Annotated in this window: 15 protein-coding genes; 6 read left to right on the top strand and 9 right to left on the bottom strand. The window is 45.0% G+C overall.

What is annotated here, in order from left to right:
* Positions 1-87: 87 nt before the first annotated feature.
* Complete coding sequence (hisG, locus tag V7Q13_RS13870; protein ID WP_333801268.1) at positions 88-942, bottom strand: ATP phosphoribosyltransferase; 855 nt, start codon at positions 940-942, stop codon at positions 88-90.
* A gap of 341 nt (positions 943-1,283) precedes the next feature.
* On the opposite strand from hisG, the gene V7Q13_RS13875 reads away from it, so the two are divergent.
* The 3 genes from V7Q13_RS13875 to V7Q13_RS13885 all read left to right on the top strand — a co-directional run bounded on the left by V7Q13_RS13875 (position 1,284) and on the right by V7Q13_RS13885 (position 4,880).
* Positions 1,284-2,726, top strand: a complete 1,443-nt coding sequence (locus V7Q13_RS13875; RefSeq protein WP_333801269.1) for a RapZ C-terminal domain-containing protein — start codon at positions 1,284-1,286, stop codon at positions 2,724-2,726.
* Between the two features lie 96 nt (positions 2,727-2,822).
* Positions 2,823-3,539 carry a nucleotidyltransferase family protein gene (locus V7Q13_RS13880; RefSeq protein WP_333801270.1) on the top strand — a complete coding sequence of 239 codons (717 nt, stop codon included), beginning with the start codon at positions 2,823-2,825 and terminating at the stop codon, positions 3,537-3,539.
* Positions 3,540-3,644: 105 nt separating this feature from the next.
* Positions 3,645-4,880, top strand: a complete 1,236-nt coding sequence (locus V7Q13_RS13885) for a cation:proton antiporter domain-containing protein (RefSeq protein WP_333801399.1) — start codon at positions 3,645-3,647, stop codon at positions 4,878-4,880.
* Here V7Q13_RS13885 and V7Q13_RS13890 read toward each other — a convergent pair.
* The 6 genes from V7Q13_RS13890 to V7Q13_RS13915 all read right to left on the bottom strand — a co-directional run bounded on the left by V7Q13_RS13890 (position 4,877) and on the right by V7Q13_RS13915 (position 11,378).
* Positions 4,877-5,782: a DUF72 domain-containing protein gene (locus V7Q13_RS13890; protein ID WP_333801271.1), complete on the bottom strand. Its 906-nt coding sequence runs from the start codon at positions 5,780-5,782 to the stop codon at positions 4,877-4,879. The genes V7Q13_RS13885 and V7Q13_RS13890 overlap by 4 nt on opposite strands.
* Before the next feature lie 41 nt (positions 5,783-5,823).
* Positions 5,824-6,669: a TIGR01459 family HAD-type hydrolase gene (locus V7Q13_RS13895; protein ID WP_333801272.1), complete on the bottom strand. Its 846-nt coding sequence runs from the start codon at positions 6,667-6,669 to the stop codon at positions 5,824-5,826.
* Between the two features lie 54 nt (positions 6,670-6,723).
* Complete coding sequence (rsmI, locus tag V7Q13_RS13900) at positions 6,724-7,389, bottom strand: 16S rRNA (cytidine(1402)-2'-O)-methyltransferase (protein ID WP_333801273.1); 666 nt, start codon at positions 7,387-7,389, stop codon at positions 6,724-6,726.
* Positions 7,390-7,514: 125 nt separating this feature from the next.
* A complete protein-coding gene (gene purS / locus V7Q13_RS13905; RefSeq protein WP_157479349.1) occupies positions 7,515-7,760 on the bottom strand; it encodes a phosphoribosylformylglycinamidine synthase subunit PurS in 246 nt (81 codons plus the stop codon).
* Positions 7,761-7,887: 127 nt separating this feature from the next.
* On the bottom strand, positions 7,888-10,284 hold the full coding sequence (locus V7Q13_RS13910) for a tail fiber domain-containing protein (protein WP_333801274.1): 2,397 nt from the start codon (positions 10,282-10,284) through the stop codon (positions 7,888-7,890).
* Between the two features lie 215 nt (positions 10,285-10,499).
* Positions 10,500-11,378, bottom strand: a complete 879-nt coding sequence (locus V7Q13_RS13915; RefSeq protein ID WP_333801275.1) for a CDP-alcohol phosphatidyltransferase family protein — start codon at positions 11,376-11,378, stop codon at positions 10,500-10,502.
* Positions 11,379-11,681: 303 nt separating this feature from the next.
* Here V7Q13_RS13915 and V7Q13_RS13920 point away from each other — a divergent pair, with 303 nt between their 5' ends.
* Both V7Q13_RS13920 and V7Q13_RS13925 read left to right on the top strand, forming a co-directional pair.
* Positions 11,682-12,128 (top strand): hypothetical protein, encoded by a 447-nt coding sequence (locus tag V7Q13_RS13920; protein WP_333801276.1) that lies wholly within the window; start codon positions 11,682-11,684, stop codon positions 12,126-12,128.
* 160 nt (positions 12,129-12,288) lie between these two features.
* Positions 12,289-14,829: a gliding motility-associated C-terminal domain-containing protein gene (locus V7Q13_RS13925; protein WP_333801277.1), complete on the top strand. Its 2,541-nt coding sequence runs from the start codon at positions 12,289-12,291 to the stop codon at positions 14,827-14,829.
* Between the two features lie 5 nt (positions 14,830-14,834).
* Here the strand turns inward: V7Q13_RS13925 and V7Q13_RS13930 are convergent, their stop codons facing one another.
* Both V7Q13_RS13930 and ppdK read right to left on the bottom strand, forming a co-directional pair.
* Positions 14,835-16,136 (bottom strand): aminopeptidase P family protein, encoded by a 1,302-nt coding sequence (locus V7Q13_RS13930; RefSeq protein ID WP_333801278.1) that lies wholly within the window; start codon positions 16,134-16,136, stop codon positions 14,835-14,837.
* 146 nt (positions 16,137-16,282) lie between these two features.
* The gene (ppdK, locus tag V7Q13_RS13935; protein WP_333801279.1) at positions 16,283-19,048 is read right to left on the bottom strand and encodes a pyruvate, phosphate dikinase; all 2,766 of its coding nucleotides are present in this window, start codon (positions 19,046-19,048) and stop codon (positions 16,283-16,285) included.
* Positions 19,049-19,510: 462 nt separating this feature from the next.
* Between ppdK and V7Q13_RS13940 the strand changes: the two genes are divergently transcribed.
* On the top strand, positions 19,511-20,536 hold the full coding sequence (locus tag V7Q13_RS13940) for a PhoH family protein (protein ID WP_333801280.1): 1,026 nt from the start codon (positions 19,511-19,513) through the stop codon (positions 20,534-20,536).
* The last annotated feature ends 5 nt before the right edge of the window (positions 20,537-20,541 follow it).

The raw sequence follows: 20,541 nt of genomic DNA on the forward strand, positions 1-20,541 counted from the left end.
CTCCCTAAAGGGAGACTTTTGACGGCTGATTTTATTAGATCAATCACTGATTCATATCAGACATCTCACATCAGACATCAACAAATCTTAGACTATCATTTTCTCAATCGGTATCACCAGTATGCCTTGTGCACCACGTTCTTTGAGTTGTTCGATGATGTTCCAGAAATCATTTTCATTCAACACACTGTGAACGCTGCTCCAGCCGCTTTCGGCCAGTGGCAATACAGTGGGGCTTTTCATGCCGGGCAGCAAAGCAATGATTTCCTGCAAGCGATCGTTGGGTGCATTCAGCAAAATGTATTTGTTGTTCTTGGCCTTTTTTACTGCCTGCATGCGAAACACAAGGCTGCTGAGGATGTCCAGTTTTTCTTCGCTCAACTCATTGTTGCGTACCAGTACAGCTTCGCTTTTGAGAATGGTTTCGGTTTCCTTCAAGCCATTCATGAACAAAGTGCTGCCGCTGCTAACCAAATCTACAATGGCATCGCTGAGGCCAATGCCTGGCGCAATTTCTACGCTGCCACTGATTTCATGAATTTCGGCATTGATGTTGTTCTCATCTAAAAACTTGCGCACCAATACGGGGTAGCTGGTGGCAATGGTTTTGCCCTGCAAATATTGAGCACCGGTGTAGTTTTCGTCTTTGCCCACACCCACTGCCAGGCGGCATTTGCTGAAGCCCAGCTTTTCTACAACGGTCACAGATTTCTGCTTTTCGTAGAGTACGTTTTCGCCTACAATACCAATGTCGGCTACTTTGTCGGCTACGTACTGTGGAATATCATCATCGCGGAGGAAGAATACTTCGAGGGGAAAGTTTTCGGCTTCGGCTTTGAGTTTGTTCATGCCGTTGCGAACGTCGATGCCGCAATCTTTCAGGAGCTTGATGCTGTCTTCGTAGAGGCGGCCGGATTTCTGAATGGCTATTTTGAGTTTCATACTATGCTTCGCGTTTTTCGTTTGTCGTTTTTTTTATCGGTTCTGCTTTAATTGTCTCAAGTTGATCATGGCGATGCAGATGAAGGGAGTGACACAACCAGGATGCCACCTGCACTGCAGCTCATCAACAAAAAAAAAGAAGGGCTCACCACGTAGGTAAGCCCTTCTTGCAATGTTTTGTATGTATACGTACACAGCAGCACCGGCCTACCCGAGGAGGTAAGTATGATGATGATGGATATGTACGAGTTGCTTTTTCATTTGCTGTGCAAAAATAGGCCGACATTTCAAACCGCCAAATTCGGAAACCGGTATTTTCGTTTTCCTGACGAATAACTGACATGAACAAAACCATTGATACCATAGAAACGCTGGCGGCACAAGCCTGTGGCCATGTACCGGAACGCATTGAACTATTGCCCCAAAGTGGTAGCGACAGACGTTATTTCCGGATTTATGATGAAGGAAAAACGCTGATTGGCACGTATAACCTCAACATAAAAGAGAACGACACTTTCATTTATTTCAGCCGGCACTTTTCGGAAAAAGGCCTGCCCGTGCCCGCTATTGTGGCTGTAAATGAAGAAGGGACAGCCTACATTCAAACCGACCTGGGCAACGACAGCCTGCTGAACAAACTGGAGGCCCACGGCTACAACGACTATGTAAAAAGCTTGTTTGCTGAAAGCCTCACCCAGCTGGCCCGCCTGCAGGTGAAGGGCCATGAAGGCCTCGATTACAACCGCTGCATTACGGCGAAAGAGTTTGGCAAGCAGGCCATTTTGAGCGACCTGCTGTATTTTAAATATTACTTTCTGGATGCCTTGCAGCAACCCTACGACAAGCAGGCCATGATTGATGATTTTGATGCACTGGCTACTTACCTGACGCATACGGAATACAAGTTTTTTATGTTCCGCGATTTTCAGAGCCGCAACATCATCATCAACAACGACCAGCCCTACTTCATCGATTATCAGGGTGGTATGAAAGGTGCTCCGCAATATGATGCTGCGAGTATGATTTGGCAGGCCCGTGCCGACCTGCCCGACGATTGGAAGCAAGACCTGCTGCAGCATTACATGACATCGCTGGAAGAAGTGCTGGGCCATCCTATTGACAGGAATATTTTTGTGGCGCAGTATTATGGATATGTACTCATTCGCTTATTGCAAGTGTTGGGTGCGTATGGCTTCCGTGGTTTGTTTGAAAGAAAGGCGCAGTTTTTGAGCAGCATACCACAAGCATTGCGCAACCTGAAATGGTTTATCACAAACCGTCCGCTGGCGATACATGTGCCCGAGTTTAAACGCATGCTCAATCTTGTGGTAGATGATGCCGTGATTGCCCGTTTTGATCCGCCGAAGGCTGATGAAAACACGCCGCTGGTGGTGGAAGTAAACAGCTTTAGCTTTAAGAAAAACGGCTACCCCAAAGATGACAGCGATAACGGTGGTGGATTTGTGTTTGACATGCGGGGCATACTCAACCCAGGCCGTATAGACGAATACAAAACCCTGACGGGTAAAGACAAAGAAGTGATGGACTATCTGGAACAAAAAACCCGCATGCCGGAGTTTTTGAATAGTGTGTGGGATATGGTAGACATCAGCGTGGAAGATTATTTGCAACGTGGTTTTAGCAAACTGATGGTAAACTTTGGCTGCACTGGTGGCCAGCACCGCAGCGTGTATGCTGCCGAGCAAACCGCCCGACACCTGCGCAATAAGTACAAGGTAAAAACGGTAGTGAAGCACATCAATAGTGAGCATTGGGTGAAGTAGATAACCCTCACCCATTCAATAGTTTTTAGTTGACGCGTTTACAGGTTAACTAGTTAACTCGTCAACTGTTCAACCAACCTACAAACCAACCAACGCATGATCGCCATGATACTCGCCGCCGGTCTCGGCACAAGATTGAAACCGTGGACAGATGCACATCCTAAAGCACTGGCAGTGGTAAATGGCAAGCCCGTGCTGCAGCGCAATATTGAATACCTACAACAAGCGGGCATACAAAAAGTGGTGGTAAACGTTCATCATTTTGCGGATCAAATTATGGCTGCAGTGCAAGCAAACAATGGCTGGGGCGCCGAAGTGCTGATAAGCGATGAAACGGATGCAGTGTTGGAAACTGGCGGCGGCATTAAAAAAGCTGTGCCGTTGTTTGGCGATGCCAAAGACGTTTTGGTGATGAATGCCGACATCCTCACAGATATGAACCTGCACGCATTTATGCAGGCACATGCCAGCAACAAAGCCGATGCTACACTGGCTGTGAGCAACCGTACTTCCTCCCGTTGTTTTTTATTTAATGAACAGCACCAACTGGTAGGCTGGCGCAATAAAAACACTGGTGAAACCAAACTTCCTGTTGCTACGGATACTCCTGTTGAAAAATCTTTCAGCGGCATCCACATCATACACGAAAGTATTTTCAGGCACATGCCATTTGAAGGCAAGTTTTCGATGGTGGATGTGTACCTACAACTATGTGCTTCGCACCGCATACAATCATTTGACCATACTGGCAGCAAGTTTATTGATATTGGTACGATAGAAAAGCTGGCTCAAGCGGCAGAGATATTTATTTAACAGAAAGGGAACAAGTACATTCATACAGTAAGGAGATATTGCAATACTGGCAACCGCATTGTTACACAAAACAAACTACTACACATGCAAACAGAACAGGTATTAATGATATTATGCGGCGTAATTGTGATTTCGTATTTATTTTCTATTATGAGTAGAAAACTGCGGGTGCCTTCAGTGTTGCTGCTCATGTTTTCAGGTATTATTGGCCGCTACGTAACCGATAAATATCAACTCACTGTTGAGCTTCCCCGACTGGTAGTAGAAGGACTTGGTGTGGTGGGACTCATTATGATTGTACTGGAAGCCGGGCTTGATTTGAAATTGACCAGAGATAAGTTGCCTTTAATACGCAAATCGTTTTTCTCTGCGAGTGTTATCTTCTTTGCTTCAGCGGCATTAATAACGGGCATATTGGTGTATTGGTTAGAAGAATCGTTGATTCAGTGTATTGTGTATGCCATCCCCATGTCCATTATCAGCTCCGCCATTGTTATTCCGAGTTTGCATCACATGACCAATGCCAAAAAAGAATTTTTGGTGTACGAGGCGTCTTTCTCCGACATCGTTGGCATCATTGTATTCAACTATTTTGTTGCAGAAGAAATTCTCACCTGGGCTTCGGCAGGCATCTTTGTCGGGGGCATTGTTGGTTCTGTTGTTTTATCCATTGCATTTTCGGTGTTGCTGTTTCTCATCATGACCAACACTAAACTCAACATTAAATTTTTTCTGATTATTTCATTGTTGATTTTGCTGTACGCCAGTGGCAAATTATTACACCTCCCCTCGTTGTTGATTATACTTGTTTTCGGCTTAATGATCAACAACTGGAACCTGGTGAAACTGCCAGCATTTTTAGGCACTTACAGCAAAAAACAAGTACACGAAATTCATGAGATACTCCACTCCATTACAGCCGAGCTTTCCTTTTTGGTGCGTACTTTTTTCTTCATTTTGTTTGGCTACACCATACAAATAGAATTGGTATTTCAGGCAGATGTAGCACTCGTAGGCGGCATGATTGTGCTGGCGTTATTACTGGTAAGGTTGTTTTATTTACGGGTATTTATGAAAGCCAATTTGTTACCCGAATTGTTTTTCATGCCCCGTGGCCTTATCACCATCGTGTTGTTCTATAAAATTCCTGATGTATTAAAACTGAGCAGTTTCAATGAAAGTATTATTGCCTTCGTGATTTTGGCTACAAGTACACTAATGATGCTCGGTAGCATTTTTTACAAAGGAGAAAAAGAGCCCATTCAAGAGGAGCAGTTGTTTGCAGATAATTTATCCCACGAAAGTCTGCCCACCTCAGAAACAGTGGCGAAAACAAGTTAAAATAAGGTTGACTGCTTGGGCAGAAACTGAGGGCGTTTGCACAAAATGCCTGTTCGCAATTGCAACCGCTGCGCCATGTAATCAATCAGCTCAGGTGCTCCTTCTTCTTCGGGGTGATGCATGAAAAAATACACTTCACGTACACCGTTTTTCACCCAGTGATGTATGCGTTCAATCCATGCATCAATACGGGTGTAATCTGTAGGATGCAGGTTGTTGCCCAAGAATCGCACCAATGCAATATCCGTGGTCAAATTCATGTGGCATACATCGCGGCGGCCGGGGGCATCGGTTATCACCCAGCCAATGCCATGCTGCTGTAATAGCTGTGCTATTTGCTGTTGAGCAGCTGGCGTGTACCAATCGGGATGGCGGAGTTCTACAAAAAAAGACAAGTGCTTGGGTAATGATTCGAGATACTCCATCAGCGGTGTCTGCATGGCCGGCGACAATCCTTCACTCACCTGCAAAAACGATGGCCCCAAATGTGGCTGCAATGCTTCTATGGATTCGAGGAACTGCTGCGTTTGCTGTGTGGCATTGGTAAACTGGCTGTAATGGCTGATGCTCTGCGGAAACTTTGGACAAAATTTGAATGCACGACCTTTCACTTTGGCAACCCATTTTTTTACCGTTTCGGCAGGAAAAATGCGGTAGTGCATCGCATTCATTTCAATGCTGTTGAACTGACGGATGTACGTGTCCAATATCTCCGCATCCTTGATATTGGCCGGATAAATTTTACCCAACCAAGCATCGCATTTCCATTGGGTACAGCCCAAATAAATAGTGGGGGCAGTGGCCGACTTCCCTTTCAACACTACTGCATTCATAGCAGGATCTGGCGGCAGTTGTAGCTGCGCCATCTGTAGCAATGCAGGATCAATTCGGCCAAACTTCATACAGCTAATTCGTTCTTTGTACTATCGTAACTCCACATCCGTTATACAACGGCTGCTTCGCAAATCCAGGTGGGTACAATGCCGGTTGATACAATGCGGCTCTCGGCATCTTTGGGTTGTGTGTTGCCGGTAAGCACCAGCATGGTATCCAATCCAAACTTATTGCCACCCAAAATATCGGTAGCGAGTGTATCGCCAATCATCAAAATATCTTTTTTTGAAATGCTTCGTTTTGCTTGCAGCTTTTCGTAGGCAAACATGAAAATCTGCGTATCGGGTTTACCAAAACGAATGAACTTTTTGCCCACTACTTTTTCAATCATGTGGGCCAATGCACCTACTGCTATGCTTACGTCGTGGTTATTTACCGGGTAAGAATTATCGGGGTTGGCAGCAATGGCCGGAATGGTACGATGACGCAACAAATTCACGGCTTTGTTCAAATCACGAAACCAATCAAAGCCTTCGTCATCCAGCATTACCAGGGCATTTACCTTGTGCATGTTGCTGTCGTCTATTTCACTCACGGGCATGGTGTGCAAGCCACTGCTTTCAATGTAATGCGCCGAATTTTCAGTACCCAGATAAGCAACAATACCATCATTTACTTTCAGGTCTAAAAATTCTTTGGCCAGCATGCCCGATGAAATAATATGATCGGGCTGAATGTTGTGCAGGCCTGCCCGGTGAAAGGAGGAAGCCAACAATTCGGGACTGCGGCTGGCATCGTTGGTAATGATGTAGAATTCTTTTCCCTGCTCTTCCAGCAATGCAAATGTGCGGTCTACCCCGGGTACCAGTCCCTCATAAGAACGCAGCACACCATACGAGTCAAAAAAGATAACATCGTACTGATCAATCACGGAACGGAAATCAGACAAATGCATGGTGCTATGGCAGTTTAGTTGGTACGAAAAAAAAACTTCGTAAAGCAGCAGTCGTTATTCTTTTCCGGCTATCACTACTACAATCTCACCCTTCACGCCTTTCTCTCTGAAATAGTCGGCTACTTCTTGCAAAGTACCTCTTTTGTTTTCTTCAAACTTTTTACTGAGTTCCCGGCTCACACAGCATTGGCGGTCGGCACCAAAATAGGTAGCTATTTCGTCGAGGGTTTTTACCAGCCGCATGGGGCTTTCATAAATCACCATGGTGCGTTCTTCGGTAGCCAGTTTGGTGAGCATGGTATGGCGGCCTTTTTTGGGCGGCAAAAATCCTTCGAATGTAAAGCGGTTGGTAGGCAATCCACTGTTGACCAATGCCGGCACAAATGCCGTTGCACCGGGCAAGCATTCAACAGCAATATTGTTGCGAACACATTCCCGCACCAGCAAAAAAGCCGGGTCGCTGATGCCGGGCGTACCCGCATCCGTAAGAACCGCCATTTGCTTACCAGCTTGCAGTTGGGTAACCAAATGCTGCAGCACTTTGTGCTCGTTGTGCTGGTGGTAAGGCGATAGCGGTTTGCTAATGCCGTAATGATTGAGCAACACCGAAGAAGTGCGGGTGTCTTCACACAAAATCACATCCACCTGTTTCAATACCTCCACTGCCCGATACGTCATATCAGACAAGTTGCCTATGGGAGATGGAACGAGGTAAAGCAAAATGCAAGAATTTGAAAATTTGAAAGTTTGAAAAGGTCACAACTGATGTGGCTTTTCTACAAGGCTTATGTTGTACCTGAGAGAATTGAATAATTTTCAAATTCCCTCATTTTCAAATTTTCAAATTAGGCTATCACCACTTCAAAGTATTCCATTACGGCGTTGGCCAGTACTTTTTGAGCAGCTTCGGTCGCAACGGCTTTGGCGGCTTCGGGGCTGTCGGCTTCTACCTGCAGGGTAATGTGCTTACCAATGCGTACATCTTTGATTTGGCTCAGGCCGAGGTTGCCCAGTCCGCCCATGACGGCCTTGCCTTGTGGGTCGAGCAGTTCTTTCAATGGCATTACGGTGATATGCGCAGTGTATGTCATGTTGAGTTGTTTTGAAAACGAAAATGGCTTAGAAAGCAGCAAAGGTAACCGGCACCGCCCAGCAAGCCAAAACAGAAAGGCCATTTACCCGAGCGGGCAAATGGCCGGTAGCTGTAACGCATCACGACTATCGTTTTTGCTGTGCTTTCAGCGTATCAATTTCCTTTTTCAATTCCTTGATGCTCTCAATTAGCAACGGCACCAGCTTGGCATAATCCACGCCCTTGTAACCGTTTAATTCCGACACGGCTTCGGGCACCACCAGCTCCACATCCTGTGCTATCAGGCCCATCTCCCGGCCTTGTTTAAAATTCATGTTGTTGAAATCGCCCGCCTTCATGTCGTAGGTCACCCCATTGAGCTGCAGCAGTTTTTGCAAGGGCGAAGCAATGCCGCTAATGTGCTGCTTAAAACGGCGGTCGCTGGCATAAGTGGTACCGTTGGCCCATAAGCTGCCGAAGATGGCAAAGGCATATGCTCCGTTTCGTTCGGCCTTGGCCAGTTCTGCATAGGAGCCATCGGTTTGAATAACGCCCATGCTCACTTTGCCATTGGGAATGTCGTTTTGCAAACGCAGTTCGCCACCATATACACCAATACCTACATCGCCATATGTGCCTTTGTACAAAGAGATTTTTGTAAGGCCCAGGTTATTCGAAAACTGCAGTGGTGCCGATGCAGAAGCACCGTTTAGTCCAATACCCACGTAACCATTGTTCGCATTCATTGTCAGCCCCCAGCCCGCACCGTTGTTGCCATAAAAGCCCATCACATTGTCGTTGGGTAAACCAATAAAACCCACATTGCCGGTATTAGCCGCATTGGCCAGCCAGAGCCCTGCTGTTTGTGAACCGGTACGAATCTGTAACCTGCCGTTGGTTTGCATGGCCACTTCGCCACTGTTGATGATGCGGGCTCTTTCCGTAAAAGCAGTGCTGCTGCCCCATCCAAAACCAATATTGGAGCCGGCTATATCGGTATACAGCTGCAGCAAATTGCTTTGAATACCCAAGCCGTACTGGCTAGTGGCGCTGGAACCATACAAGGCTACTTTGGCACCCAATGTGTTGGCAAATGTTTGCGTAGCCAACTGTGTAGTAGTGCCAATACTCAGGTTGCCATTGAAATAGCTGTTGCCTTCTACATGCAATTTTGCCATGGGAAAATTGGTACCAATACCCACTTCGCCCATCAGGAAAGTTTGGCCCTCTACATGCAGCTTTGCTGTAGGCTTGCTGATGCCAATGCCCACATTGCCCTCACCCCGAAAAATGTTCATGCCATCTGTTTGCCATTGCGTAGTGGATAATTGCAAACCTGTAGGCGACATGCTTAGGCCAAAGGTTCGGTCGAGGGTAAAAAGACAAAGACGGTTGTTGCCAGAAGACGGCACCGCCAGCACATCGTTTTGGGCAAATAAAATACCCGGCCCACTGATGTTGGTGGTATTGTAGCCACGGGCAACTGGTGCTGTTGGATTGCTGATATCGAACACAGACACCATGTTGTATTGGCCGTTGGCTACAAACAAAAAATTGCCCGCACCATGAATACTATAAGGCTGGTAAATATTTTCCTGCACAAAGCCGGCTACCGTGGGGCTTGCCGGATTGCTCACATTGAATATTTGAATGCGGTCGTTATCTCTTGACGTAACGTAGGCAAATCCATTTTTTACATACACATGCCGGGGATTGCTCAAGCCCGTATTGGTGAAGCCAAGTGCTGTGATGGACATAGGGTTGGTAACATCAAACATGCACAAGCGATTGTTGCCATTGGAAACCACATAAGCGATATTTCCTTGCACCACTACCCCTGTAGGAAAACTCAGGTTGGCCGTTACGATTGATTTAAAAACCGGTGTGGCGGGTACTGAAACATCATATATGGCCAACTCTCTTTCTGCGGTTACATAGGCGAAATTTCCTTGTACGGTTACAAAAGTTGGACGCCTTCCGGTGCCAATCATGCCAACATAGATAAGGCTTCCCGTAGGGGTAAAACTATAAATCGTAAGTGCATTGCCCAACTCTGAAGTTATGTATACATAATTGCCCTGAACAGCTACGCTGCTGGGCCCATTGATATTGGTATAAGCATTGCTTTTCGACTGCGGATCGCTAAGATTGGAAATGTTGTAAGAAACGAGAGAGTTGTTGCTCCAGTTGACTACAAAAGCCAGGTTGTCTTTTAATGCTACGGCGGTTGGACCACCAAGACCCTGTATACCGAATCCTTTGGCTACAATACCATTGGTGCTGGTAACAGCTGTATCCAAACCGGTCCAGCGGCCGGTACTGAGGTAAGAACGCAAAGCCCTTTCGGTGGGCACATTGTTGTGGCTGTTTTCGCTCATCAGGCTATCCCTGCTAAACTTTGACACGGCCGCTCCATCCTGCAATTGCAGGTTCCCATTCACATGCAGTTTTGCTTGTGGTGCATCTGTGCCTATGCCAATGTTTTGAGTCAGCGCATTTGCATAAATAAAAAGTAGTGAGCAACAGAAAAATAAATGCTTCATACGAAATGAATGATAGATTGGAGATGCAGCGATAAGCGTCTTTATGGTAATTGCTGTGCCAACTTTGCTGGCAGAGGGTTGATATTGGGAGGTATAATCCTACACGTAAAAATATTGACTCAGTAACCGTACGGCCTCCCTTAAAAAAGGGATTCTCTTATCCAAAACAAAACAGGCGACCCGAAGGCCGCCTGCGCTAATTCGATTGAAACAATTTATTGAATGGTTTTTTTGAAGACTACTGACAACAGCACGAATGCAGCATACGCAATGGGGCCAGCCCACCAACCGAGCAACACCGCTGCAATAATGGTTACAGCCAGCAGCAACAGCTGTGGCAATAATCCCTGCAGCGTTACTGATTTGGGTTTGTTGCTCATGATGGGCAAATCACTTACCATGAGCCAGCTGAGCACTGCAACAAGGCCATACCAAAACCACTGATTGGTGAGCAGGTTGAGGGTGGTGGCATCATTACTGGTCCAGTAAATGAGCGGAAAGGAAGCCACCATCAATCCTACTGAAGGCACCGGCGTACCCCGGAAGCAATGCGTTTGGCGGGTATCGAGGTTGAACTTGGCGAGCCGGTATGCCGCTGCTGCTGCCAGCACAAAGGCCGGGGCCAGCCACCAGAATGAGGTATCAAGACCTGCTTCAGTTTTGGCTACACTGAGGCGCAAAAACTGATAGACAATGATGGCTGGTGCCACGCCAAAACTTACCACATCGGCCAGGCTATCGAGCTGTTTGCCCATTTCGCTGCTGGCCTTGAGGGCACGGGCCACAAAGCCATCCAGAAAATCTACGACGGCTGCCAATGCTATAAACAAGGGTGCCATGTACACAGCTTCGGGCAACAGTTCCAGCTTTTGGCCAATAGGATTTTCGGGTGAAGGATCAGTCTCCACAATGGCAATACCATTTTGTAACAAGAACACAATGGCACAACAACCGAGAATGAGGTTGAGTAATGTGAACAGATTGGGAATGATGGAAAGACCACCGACCACCGACGACGGACTACCGGCAGCTTTCGAGACGACAGCCGACGACTGACCACCGGTTACTGAGGACATTTCATTACGACCAGTCATATTATATTGGTTCTATTCTTGCAGTAAAAATTATGGATGGTAAATGTAGGAGCAAAGGAATTACATATCATGCTTTTAATTAGAATGTGAAAAACACATAAAATAGTTTAAAGCATCCTTTTTTAGAATCCATCCGACAGTATTATTTATAGATTAAGAATTCCCTGCGAGCATATTATTAATTCAAAATAAAAACGTTGTTAAGGTATTAATTTGAATTTGACTAAAGTCAAAAAATTGTTACCGGCATAAATAGTCATGGTTTTCCAGATATAAATTATTTAGATTTATGGAAAATTATTTATGAAACATTATTTCCAACAAATTCACTTGCTATTTCAATCAAGATTGAATAGTGCATTGATATTTACTATTATTGCCTTATTCATTTCTACGCTTTATTCCTGTGAGAAGCAATCAAACACCACCGATCAAACAACGACCAAAACAGCAACAAAGGAATATATACAACAATATATTCAACAGCACCCAAAGGGTATTGAACTATCCGGATCAAATACCAAATTAGTAACAACACATGTAAATGAGGACGGCAATCCAATAAGTCAAATTGAAAAAAATAAAATAAATCTACTTGGAAGCGGAACCGGTTGCTACCCTACTGTTGAACCGGAGACCATTATTGAAAGTCAATCCATGATGCGCAATAGCTGTAGTCAAAATGATTGGCAAGTATATGCTTCATTTATTATTAGCAGCGAAAACGCAATATTCGATTTAGAAATATAGGATCCAATGGCTGTGTTGGGCCATGGAGCACACCTAAAATGGTAGTATCTCAATAACTACGTTACAACTTCACTTATTAGCAAAAGGAACCTTTCATTTTGGGTTTTACGATTGTCAAATCCAAATGAAAGGTTTTTAAAGATGACTTTTACAATCATACATGAAAAGTTGTGCTTACATAGTTTTGTTGATGTTATTTTTTATGTCAAACTGTCTGGTTCTTCTGCAAGCCCAAACATGTTCTGTCAATAATATTAAAACGATACAACGGCCTACAATAAAAGGCAAGGATGTATTAATGCCTGTTAATCAGGGTACAATAGCTCCAACTATTGACACAATCAATAAACTTGCATATTTTATTTACAATGCAGAATTACCTCATGAGGCATCTCCAAAACCTTACTATCACATCATTGAATGCAGATCACTCAATGATCATTCGGTAAAATGGACTAAAATAATTACTGACCCCCGCCATCAAACGTACGTGACTATTACTCATGCCATACTAAACAATTATCAGGAACTTGTCTTAGGAATTCGCCATGATTCCGCTGATTTTTCAACACAATCATCTTTTGTGTTCAAGAAAGAAATCTCTATCATAATATTGGATAAATCCGGTGATATTAGATTAAATAAAAGTTTTATCGGAGATAGATTTTTTTATAAAAATCCTGAAGAGGGGCCACACCTTCATTCCATTGTACCACTAGAAAATGGCACTTATGCAGCCTACATGCCACAAGTGTGGAACTCTAGCTCCCAACAGAACTTCCACTTGCTTTTTTTTGATAAACAAATGGGGATTACCAAAAATGAGTTTTTCAAACTACACACTGCTCCAGAATTTGGTATTTCTACTCACTCTGTGGTAGAGTATGATAAAAAATTGATATTCTTCAATTCAATTGGTTTTCCACAAGCATCTGACTCACCAAGAGGCATTTACCATGCTTTGTTCTCTTTTGATCCAGCAGTAAATAAAATGGGCAAGTGTGTGCGTTACTTCCAGCCTTGGGAAAAATGGAATAGTTTTTCTTCGACAGCAAGCATGGATTTAAGTTGGACAAATAACATATTTAGAGTTAATGATACTATAGTTGCCTTACCAAGACAATATGCGTTTGCTGATGAGATAATGAGTTTCTCACTATTCAATTTGCGTACTCAGCACTTAGAACGTGCTGTTCTTTTACAGCGCCCTGGAGAATTTCGAACATTTATTAGTCATATCAGCAATATTGGGAGTAAGTTCACTTTATCGGCAGAAGTATTGCAATCTCCGTTTGCAAGTTTTTCTGAAAGTAATTCTAAGTACTTCACACTAGATATATTGACCAACAGTATCCAAAACGAAATGACTCGACTTAGAAGCCCAAGCGATGTTAAAATATCAAGCAATCTACTTTTCAGCCAGAATGATAGCTCCTATTTCATTACGAATGGTCTTAGGTTAGCCCCATTAAATTCCGGCTTTCCACCCCCTTTATCTTCAGAATTTACAACCTATCATTTTTCTAAAGCACTTACTGGAAATTGTATCAAACTAGATACAAATGCAGAATTTTTTACCACACAGCGTACCAATTATGGTTCTATGCCACTCACCCTAAGTATAGAGCGAATAGATACAAATACTATTAAAGAAAGTCAAAGCTACCTTCAGCTTACAGATATTAATTACACAACTGATACCCTTTGCTACGAAACAATTTCTTGCAGCACGCCGGTCATACAGGGTATGCAAAAGATATGTGATACTTCCAACACGTATAGCTATACCTACAGTGCCAGTTCGTGCAAGGGAAACTATACATGGATTATACCTGAAGATGCCGCATTGCAACTAACCAATAATGTTGGGCAAGAGCAACTCAACTTAAAATGGAAAAGGGCAGGAACTTTCGTTTTGTATTTAAAACCAAACTGGTGTACAAACCCGGCAGATTCCATGGTGATAGAAGTAACCCCCTATACACACAAAAACTATGATGCTGCCACAAAAGTGCTGTGCACTGGAGATACTTATACGCTAACTGCGCCTTCGGGCTTATACAACCTTCGCTGGAACTCCGGCGAGCAAACCTCGAGTAAAACTGTTCAAAACACCGGTACCTATTGGTATACCGGAAACGACGCCTGTGGTCATTCATTTTCAGATACCATGCTGTTTACAAAAGATGAAAACGATTACCGCTTTTCTACAACTATAGAAATATGTAAGGGTTACGACAGCATATTGGTAGCACCATTGGGGCCAGTGCGTTATAGGTGGACCGGCCCCAATACAAGTGCTTCAGATACGCTGCAAAACCTGAGGATTAATGCAAGCACCAACAGTGCATTTGATGTTTGGATGACAGACAACACCGGCTGCATACAAAAAGGTTTGTTTCGTGTAATGGTCAATAACTGTACTACAAGCATATATGTTCCCACCGCATTTACGCCCAATCAAGATGGTTTAAATGATACATTCCGACCCATTCTTCAAGGCAGGGTTGAATATTATCGGTTTGAAATAAGAAACAGATGGGGGCAACGTATTTTTAGCAAAACCCAAGCTGCTGAAGGATGGAATGGAAGTATAAACGGACAGCCACAACCAAGCGGGCTGTACGTTTGGCAGCTGGTTATAAAATTTAGGAATGAACCTGAAAAAAAGATGTCTGGAAATGTAAAATTGATTCGGTAAAACAGCTACAGGGTTTTCATTGCTTTTTCAATATCCTCCACCGTAATCGGAATACCCTTGAACAAATCAACGTTGCCAGATTTAGTAATCCATACGTTGTTTTCGATGCGGATGCCGAGTTGTTCTTCTTCTACATAAATACCCGGTTCGATAGTAAACAACATACCGGCCTGTATGGGCAAATGCTTCAGGCCCAAGTCATGCACATCCACACCCAGGTGGTGGCTGATGCCATGGTAGAGGTACTTACGGAAAGCCCGTGATTCGAGCACATTGCGGTCTTCGTTTTTCACGTCTTCTTTTTTCAGCAGCCCCACTTTCAAAAACTGCTTCGTGGCTTCGTCACCTACTTTGTTGGTATAGTCCACAATGGTAATGCCGGGTTTCAAAATGCTTTTGGCATAGTTGTGAATGTCGAGGCAGGCGTTGTACAATTCTTTCTGACGCTTGCTAAACTTTCCATTCACAGGAATAGTACGGGTAAGGTCGGCGCAGTAGCCACCATAGTTGGCGCCAAAATCCATGAGGAGCAGTTCACCATCTTTACATTCCGCATTGTTACTGATGTAGTGCAGGGTGCGGGCACGGTCGCCGCTGGCAATGATGCTGCCGTATGCTTCGCCACGGGCACGGTTGCGCAAAAACTCATGCACAATTTCGGCTTCCACTTCATGCTCATATACACCGGGCTTCACAAACTTCATCACCCGCAAAAAAGCTTTGTGGGTAATGTCGATAGCAGTTTTAACCACTTCCACTTCTTCCTTGGTTTTGATGCCCCGTACTTCCCGCATAATCTTGGCGCTGCGTTCGTACTGGTGTAGCGGATAGCGGCTTTGCATGTCTTGCACAAAGCGATAGTCACGTGTTTGTATTAACGATGCTTTGCGGTCGTTCTCGTTGGTATTGAGGTAAATGGTATCGGCGAGGTGAATCCACTGCTGCAGCAAGCCATCCAAACTATCGAGCCACAACACCGCTGCAGCACCGCTGATGTCTTTTCCTTCTTGTGCACGAAGGCGTTTGCCATCCCATTTTTCTTTCATTTCGTTGGGGCGCACCAGTACCAATACTTCGCGGTATTTGGGATCCGGATTATCGGGGTACAATACCAGCATGGTATCTTCTTGCTCAATGCCGGTGAGCCAAAACAAATCGCTGTTTTGCTGAAAGCGATACAGGGCATCGCCATTGCTGGGTACTTCATCATTGCTGTTGAAAATAGCAATGCTGTTGGGCTTCATTTTTTTGATGAAGCGTTGACGGTTTTGGATGAAGATTTTCGGATTGAGCGGAAGATTTTTCATACGTCATTTTTATGAGGGGGTAAATGTAAGCAGGTAAGATGGTTTCTGATGGTTTGCGTGACACGAAACATGGCAACGGATTGCAAAAGCAAAGGCCGTCTTCGCAGACGGCCTTGTACTTTCTCCATTTTCAAAAAAACCAAATCCTATTTTTTGCCGGTCACTTTGCGGGGCGATTCTATTGCAGCCTGTGCAGCAGCAAGGCGGGCAATAGGCACCCTGAATGGTGAACAGCTCACATAGTTCATACCAATGCGGTGGCAGAATTTCACACTCTCCGGATCGCCGCCATGCTCACCACAGATACCCACTTTGAGGTTGGGCTTGGTAATGCGGCCACGTTCGGTACCAAACTTGATGAGCTCACCAATGCCATCCTGATCAATGGTCTGGAACGGATCGTCCAACAAAATTTTCTGATCGAGGTAGTTGGGCAGGAAGCCACCGATATCATCGCGGCTAAAGCCAAAGCTCATTTGCGTAAGGTCGTTGGTACCAAAGCTGAAGAAGTCTGCGGCTTCAGCCATTTGTGCCGCTTTCAAGGCTGCACGTGGAATTTCAATCATGGTGCCAAACAGGAACGGAATTTTCTTCAAACCGGTTTTCTCACACACTTCTTTGTACACCTGGTCTACAATCTTGCGCTGGTGTATCAATTCGTTTACCGTACAGGTCACCGGAATCATGATTTCGGGCAATGCTTTTTTACCTTGTTTGGTCAATTCAGCAGTGGCTTCGAAAATAGCACGGATTTGCATTTCAGTAATTTCCGGATAGCTGATGCCGAGGCGTACACCACGGTGACCGAGCATTGGGTTGTTTTCATGCAACGCCAGCACACGACGCTTCAACACACTCATACTGATGCCGAGTTCTTTACTCAGGTGTGTCAGTTTCTCTTTATCGTGTGGTACAAATTCATGCAGTGGTGGATCGAGCAGGCGAATGGTTACGGGGTGTCCCTTCATCACATTCAGCGTGTTCTTCACATCCTTCTTCACGTATTTAAACAAATCGTTCAGCGCTGCTCTTCTTTCTTTTTCTGTTTTGCTCACAATCATTTTGCGCAGCTGGAACAGTGGCTCTTCGCTACCCTCGCCATAGAACATGTGCTCGGTACGGAACAGGCCGATACCTTCTGCACCAAACTTGAAGGCCACATTGGCATCTTCAGGGGTCTCAGCATTGGCACGTACACCTATTTGTTTCACCTGGTCTACCAGTTTCATGAGGTCTTTGTAGCTCTGGTTTTTCTCGATGTCGATGTCTACCAGTGGCATGCTTCCTTCGTATACTACGCCCTTGGTACCGTTGAGGCTAATCCAATCGCCTTCTTTGATGACTTCACCATTCTTGGCTTTGAATACTTTGCTATCGCTGTGAATTTCGATATCGCCGCAACCCACGATACAGCATTTACCCCAACCACGGGCCACCAATGCTGCGTGTGATGTCATACCACCTTTGGTAGTAAGAATGGCCTGTGCTTTATGCATACCATCCACATCTTCGGGTGACGTTTCTTCACGTACCAATATCACTTTCTCCCCTTTTGCAGCCCAAGCTACTGCGTCTTCAGAAGTGAAGACAACACGGCCTTTGGCACCACCGGGACCTGCAGGCAAACCTTTGGCAATTACGGGTTTCAGCAATTCTTCTTTAGGATCGAGCATGGGCAGCAACAGTTCTACCAGTTGGTTGGGTGCAACCCGCATGATGGCCGTTTTGGCATCAATCATTTTGCTCTTGTACATTTCGGTAGCCATGCGTACAGCGGCTACACCATTGCGCTTACCAACACGGCACTGGAGCATGTAGAGTTTTCCTTTTTCAATGGTAAACTCAATGTCTTGCATGTCTTTGTAGTGCTTTTCCAAACGCTGCTGAATGGCATCCAGTTCTTTGTACTGAACAGGCATCAGTTTTTCCAGCGTATCAAAATGTTCGCTTTGCGCATTTTTAGAATACGCATTGAGCGGCGCCGGAGTGCGGATACCAGCCACTACGTCTTCACCTTGTGCGTTTACCAGGTACTCGCCATAAAATTTGTTTTCACCACTACCAGGGTTGCGGGAAAAAGCTACCCCTGTACAGCTGTCGTTACCCAGGTTGCCAAACACCATGGCCTGTACGTTTACCGCTGTTCCCCACTCATCAGGAATTTTTTCGATGCGGCGGTATTCGATGGCCCGCTTGCCATTCCAGCTGGCAAATACGGCACCCATACCACCCCAGAGTTGCTTCATGGGATCGTCAGGAAATTCAACGCCCAATACTTTCTTAACCGTCTTTTTATAATCTGCAACCAGCACTTTCAGTTCGTCTACTGTAAGGTCTGTATCGCTGGTATAACCTTGTTTGTGTTTAATAGCTTCCAGCTTTTCATCCAGCTGTTTGCGAATGCCTTTGCCCTTAGGTTCAATGCCGGCGGCTTTTTCCATCACCACATCGGCGTACATCATAATGAGGCGGCGGTATGCATCGTAAGCAAAACGGGCATCGCCACTTTGAGCAATCAAGCCTTCAATGGTCTTTTCATTCAAGCCCACATTCAATACGGTTTCCATCATACCGGGCATGCTCTTGCGGGCACCAGAACGTACAGAAACCAACAGCGGATTTTTTACATCGCCGAATTTCTTGCCGGTGATTTTTTCCATTTTGGCCAATGCCTCTTTCACTTGTGCGTCCAATACTTTAGGATAGGTACGCTTGTTGGCGTAGTAATAAGTACAAACTTCTGTAGTGAGTGTAAAACCCGGTGGCACGGGCAGTTTCAGTTTTGGATGACCTGCCATTTCAGCGAGGTTGGCACCTTTGCCACCCAGCAGGTTTTTCATGGATTCGTTTCCGTCGGCCTTGCCACCCCCAAAGGAATAGACATACTTGATTGCCTTTTTTACTGTAGCCATTTTATAGGTATTTAGTTTGAATTGATCGGGTCTATTGCAGGCCTACAATGAGGCGTTTGCAATGGATGTCCGTTTAAATGAATGATTGTGGTTGTTCTTCATTGACGAACGTAAAAGTAGACGGAGCAGGATGGTTAGAAAATGATTATTGGCAAGAGAAAACCTAACAAACATCAGGAAATGGATACGCAAACCAACAGGCTTGCTGCGATAGCGGTCAATCAATTTTGACTTGGCTACAACCGAACCACGAAGCAAATTGTTACTGTAAGAAGCGTGGCAATCGGCCATTTGTTTCTGTTTAAATGAAAGGGAATTGGCGCAGAGTACCACCGTTTCTTTCCACAAAAAGTGTACAACTAATTTTGGGATATAGGAATAGTAAAAAATAAATTTGAGAGAGTTGATATCGCAATCACCTGAGTTCTTTTTACATCATCGCAACACTAAAACTTACACCATTTGACTGAGACAATCATTAACCTGGAAACCGTGAATCCCATTGAATTTTTTGGGGTAAATAACGGCAAGCTGGATCTGCTGAAAAAGAAATTTCCATTGTTAAAGATCCTTGGCCGCGGGACACAAATTAAACTGAGCGGCAGTCCTGAACAGATCGAGTTTGCAAAAGAAAAGATTGGCCTTGTTGTACAATACCTTGAACGCAACGGGCACCTGAGCGAAAACTATTTTGAAACCATTTTAGGCGGTGATGATGCTGAAACGGTAGATGCCTTTGTAGAGCGAAACCCCAACGATGTACTGGTGTTTGGCCCCAATGGCAAAACAGTGCGGGCCCGTACGCAAAACCAAAAACGCATGGTAAGTGCAGCAGATACCAACGACATCGTATTTGCCCTTGGCCCTGCCGGTACTGGTAAAACGTACACCGCTGTTGCATTAGCTGTAAGAGCCCTCAAAAACAAGTCTGTCAAAAAAATCATCCTCACCCGCCCTGCGGTAGAAGCTGGTGAAAGCCTTGGATTTTTGCCCGGCGATCTCAAAGAAAAAATTGATCCGTACCTGCGGCCGTTGTACGATGCACTGGATGATATGATACCGGCAGATAAGCTGGGCTACTACATGAGTACCCGCACCATCGAAATTGCCCCGCTGGCGTACATGCGTGGCCGTACGTTGGACAATGCCTACATCATTTTGGATGAAGCACAGAACTCCACCGACCTGCAATTGAAAATGTTTCTCACTCGTATTGGTGCCAATGCCAAAGCCATCATCACCGGCGATATGACGCAGGTAGACCTGCCCAAAAGCCAGCGCAGTGGTTTGGAAAAAGCCACCCGTATTCTCAAAAACATCAACGGCATTGCACACATTGAGCTCGATGAGGAAGATGTGGTACGCCACCGCCTCGTAAAAGCCATCATTAAGGCCTACGATAAAGAGAAAGAAAAAGAAAATGCGGAAGAAGAAGCGTATCAGGCGCAGCGAAAAGAATATTTTCGCAACCGTGATAAACCGCAATAAATATT

The sequence above is a fragment of the Phnomibacter sp. genome, from assembly GCF_036803085.1.
GTDB lineage: Bacteria > Bacteroidota > Bacteroidia > Chitinophagales > Chitinophagaceae > Phnomibacter.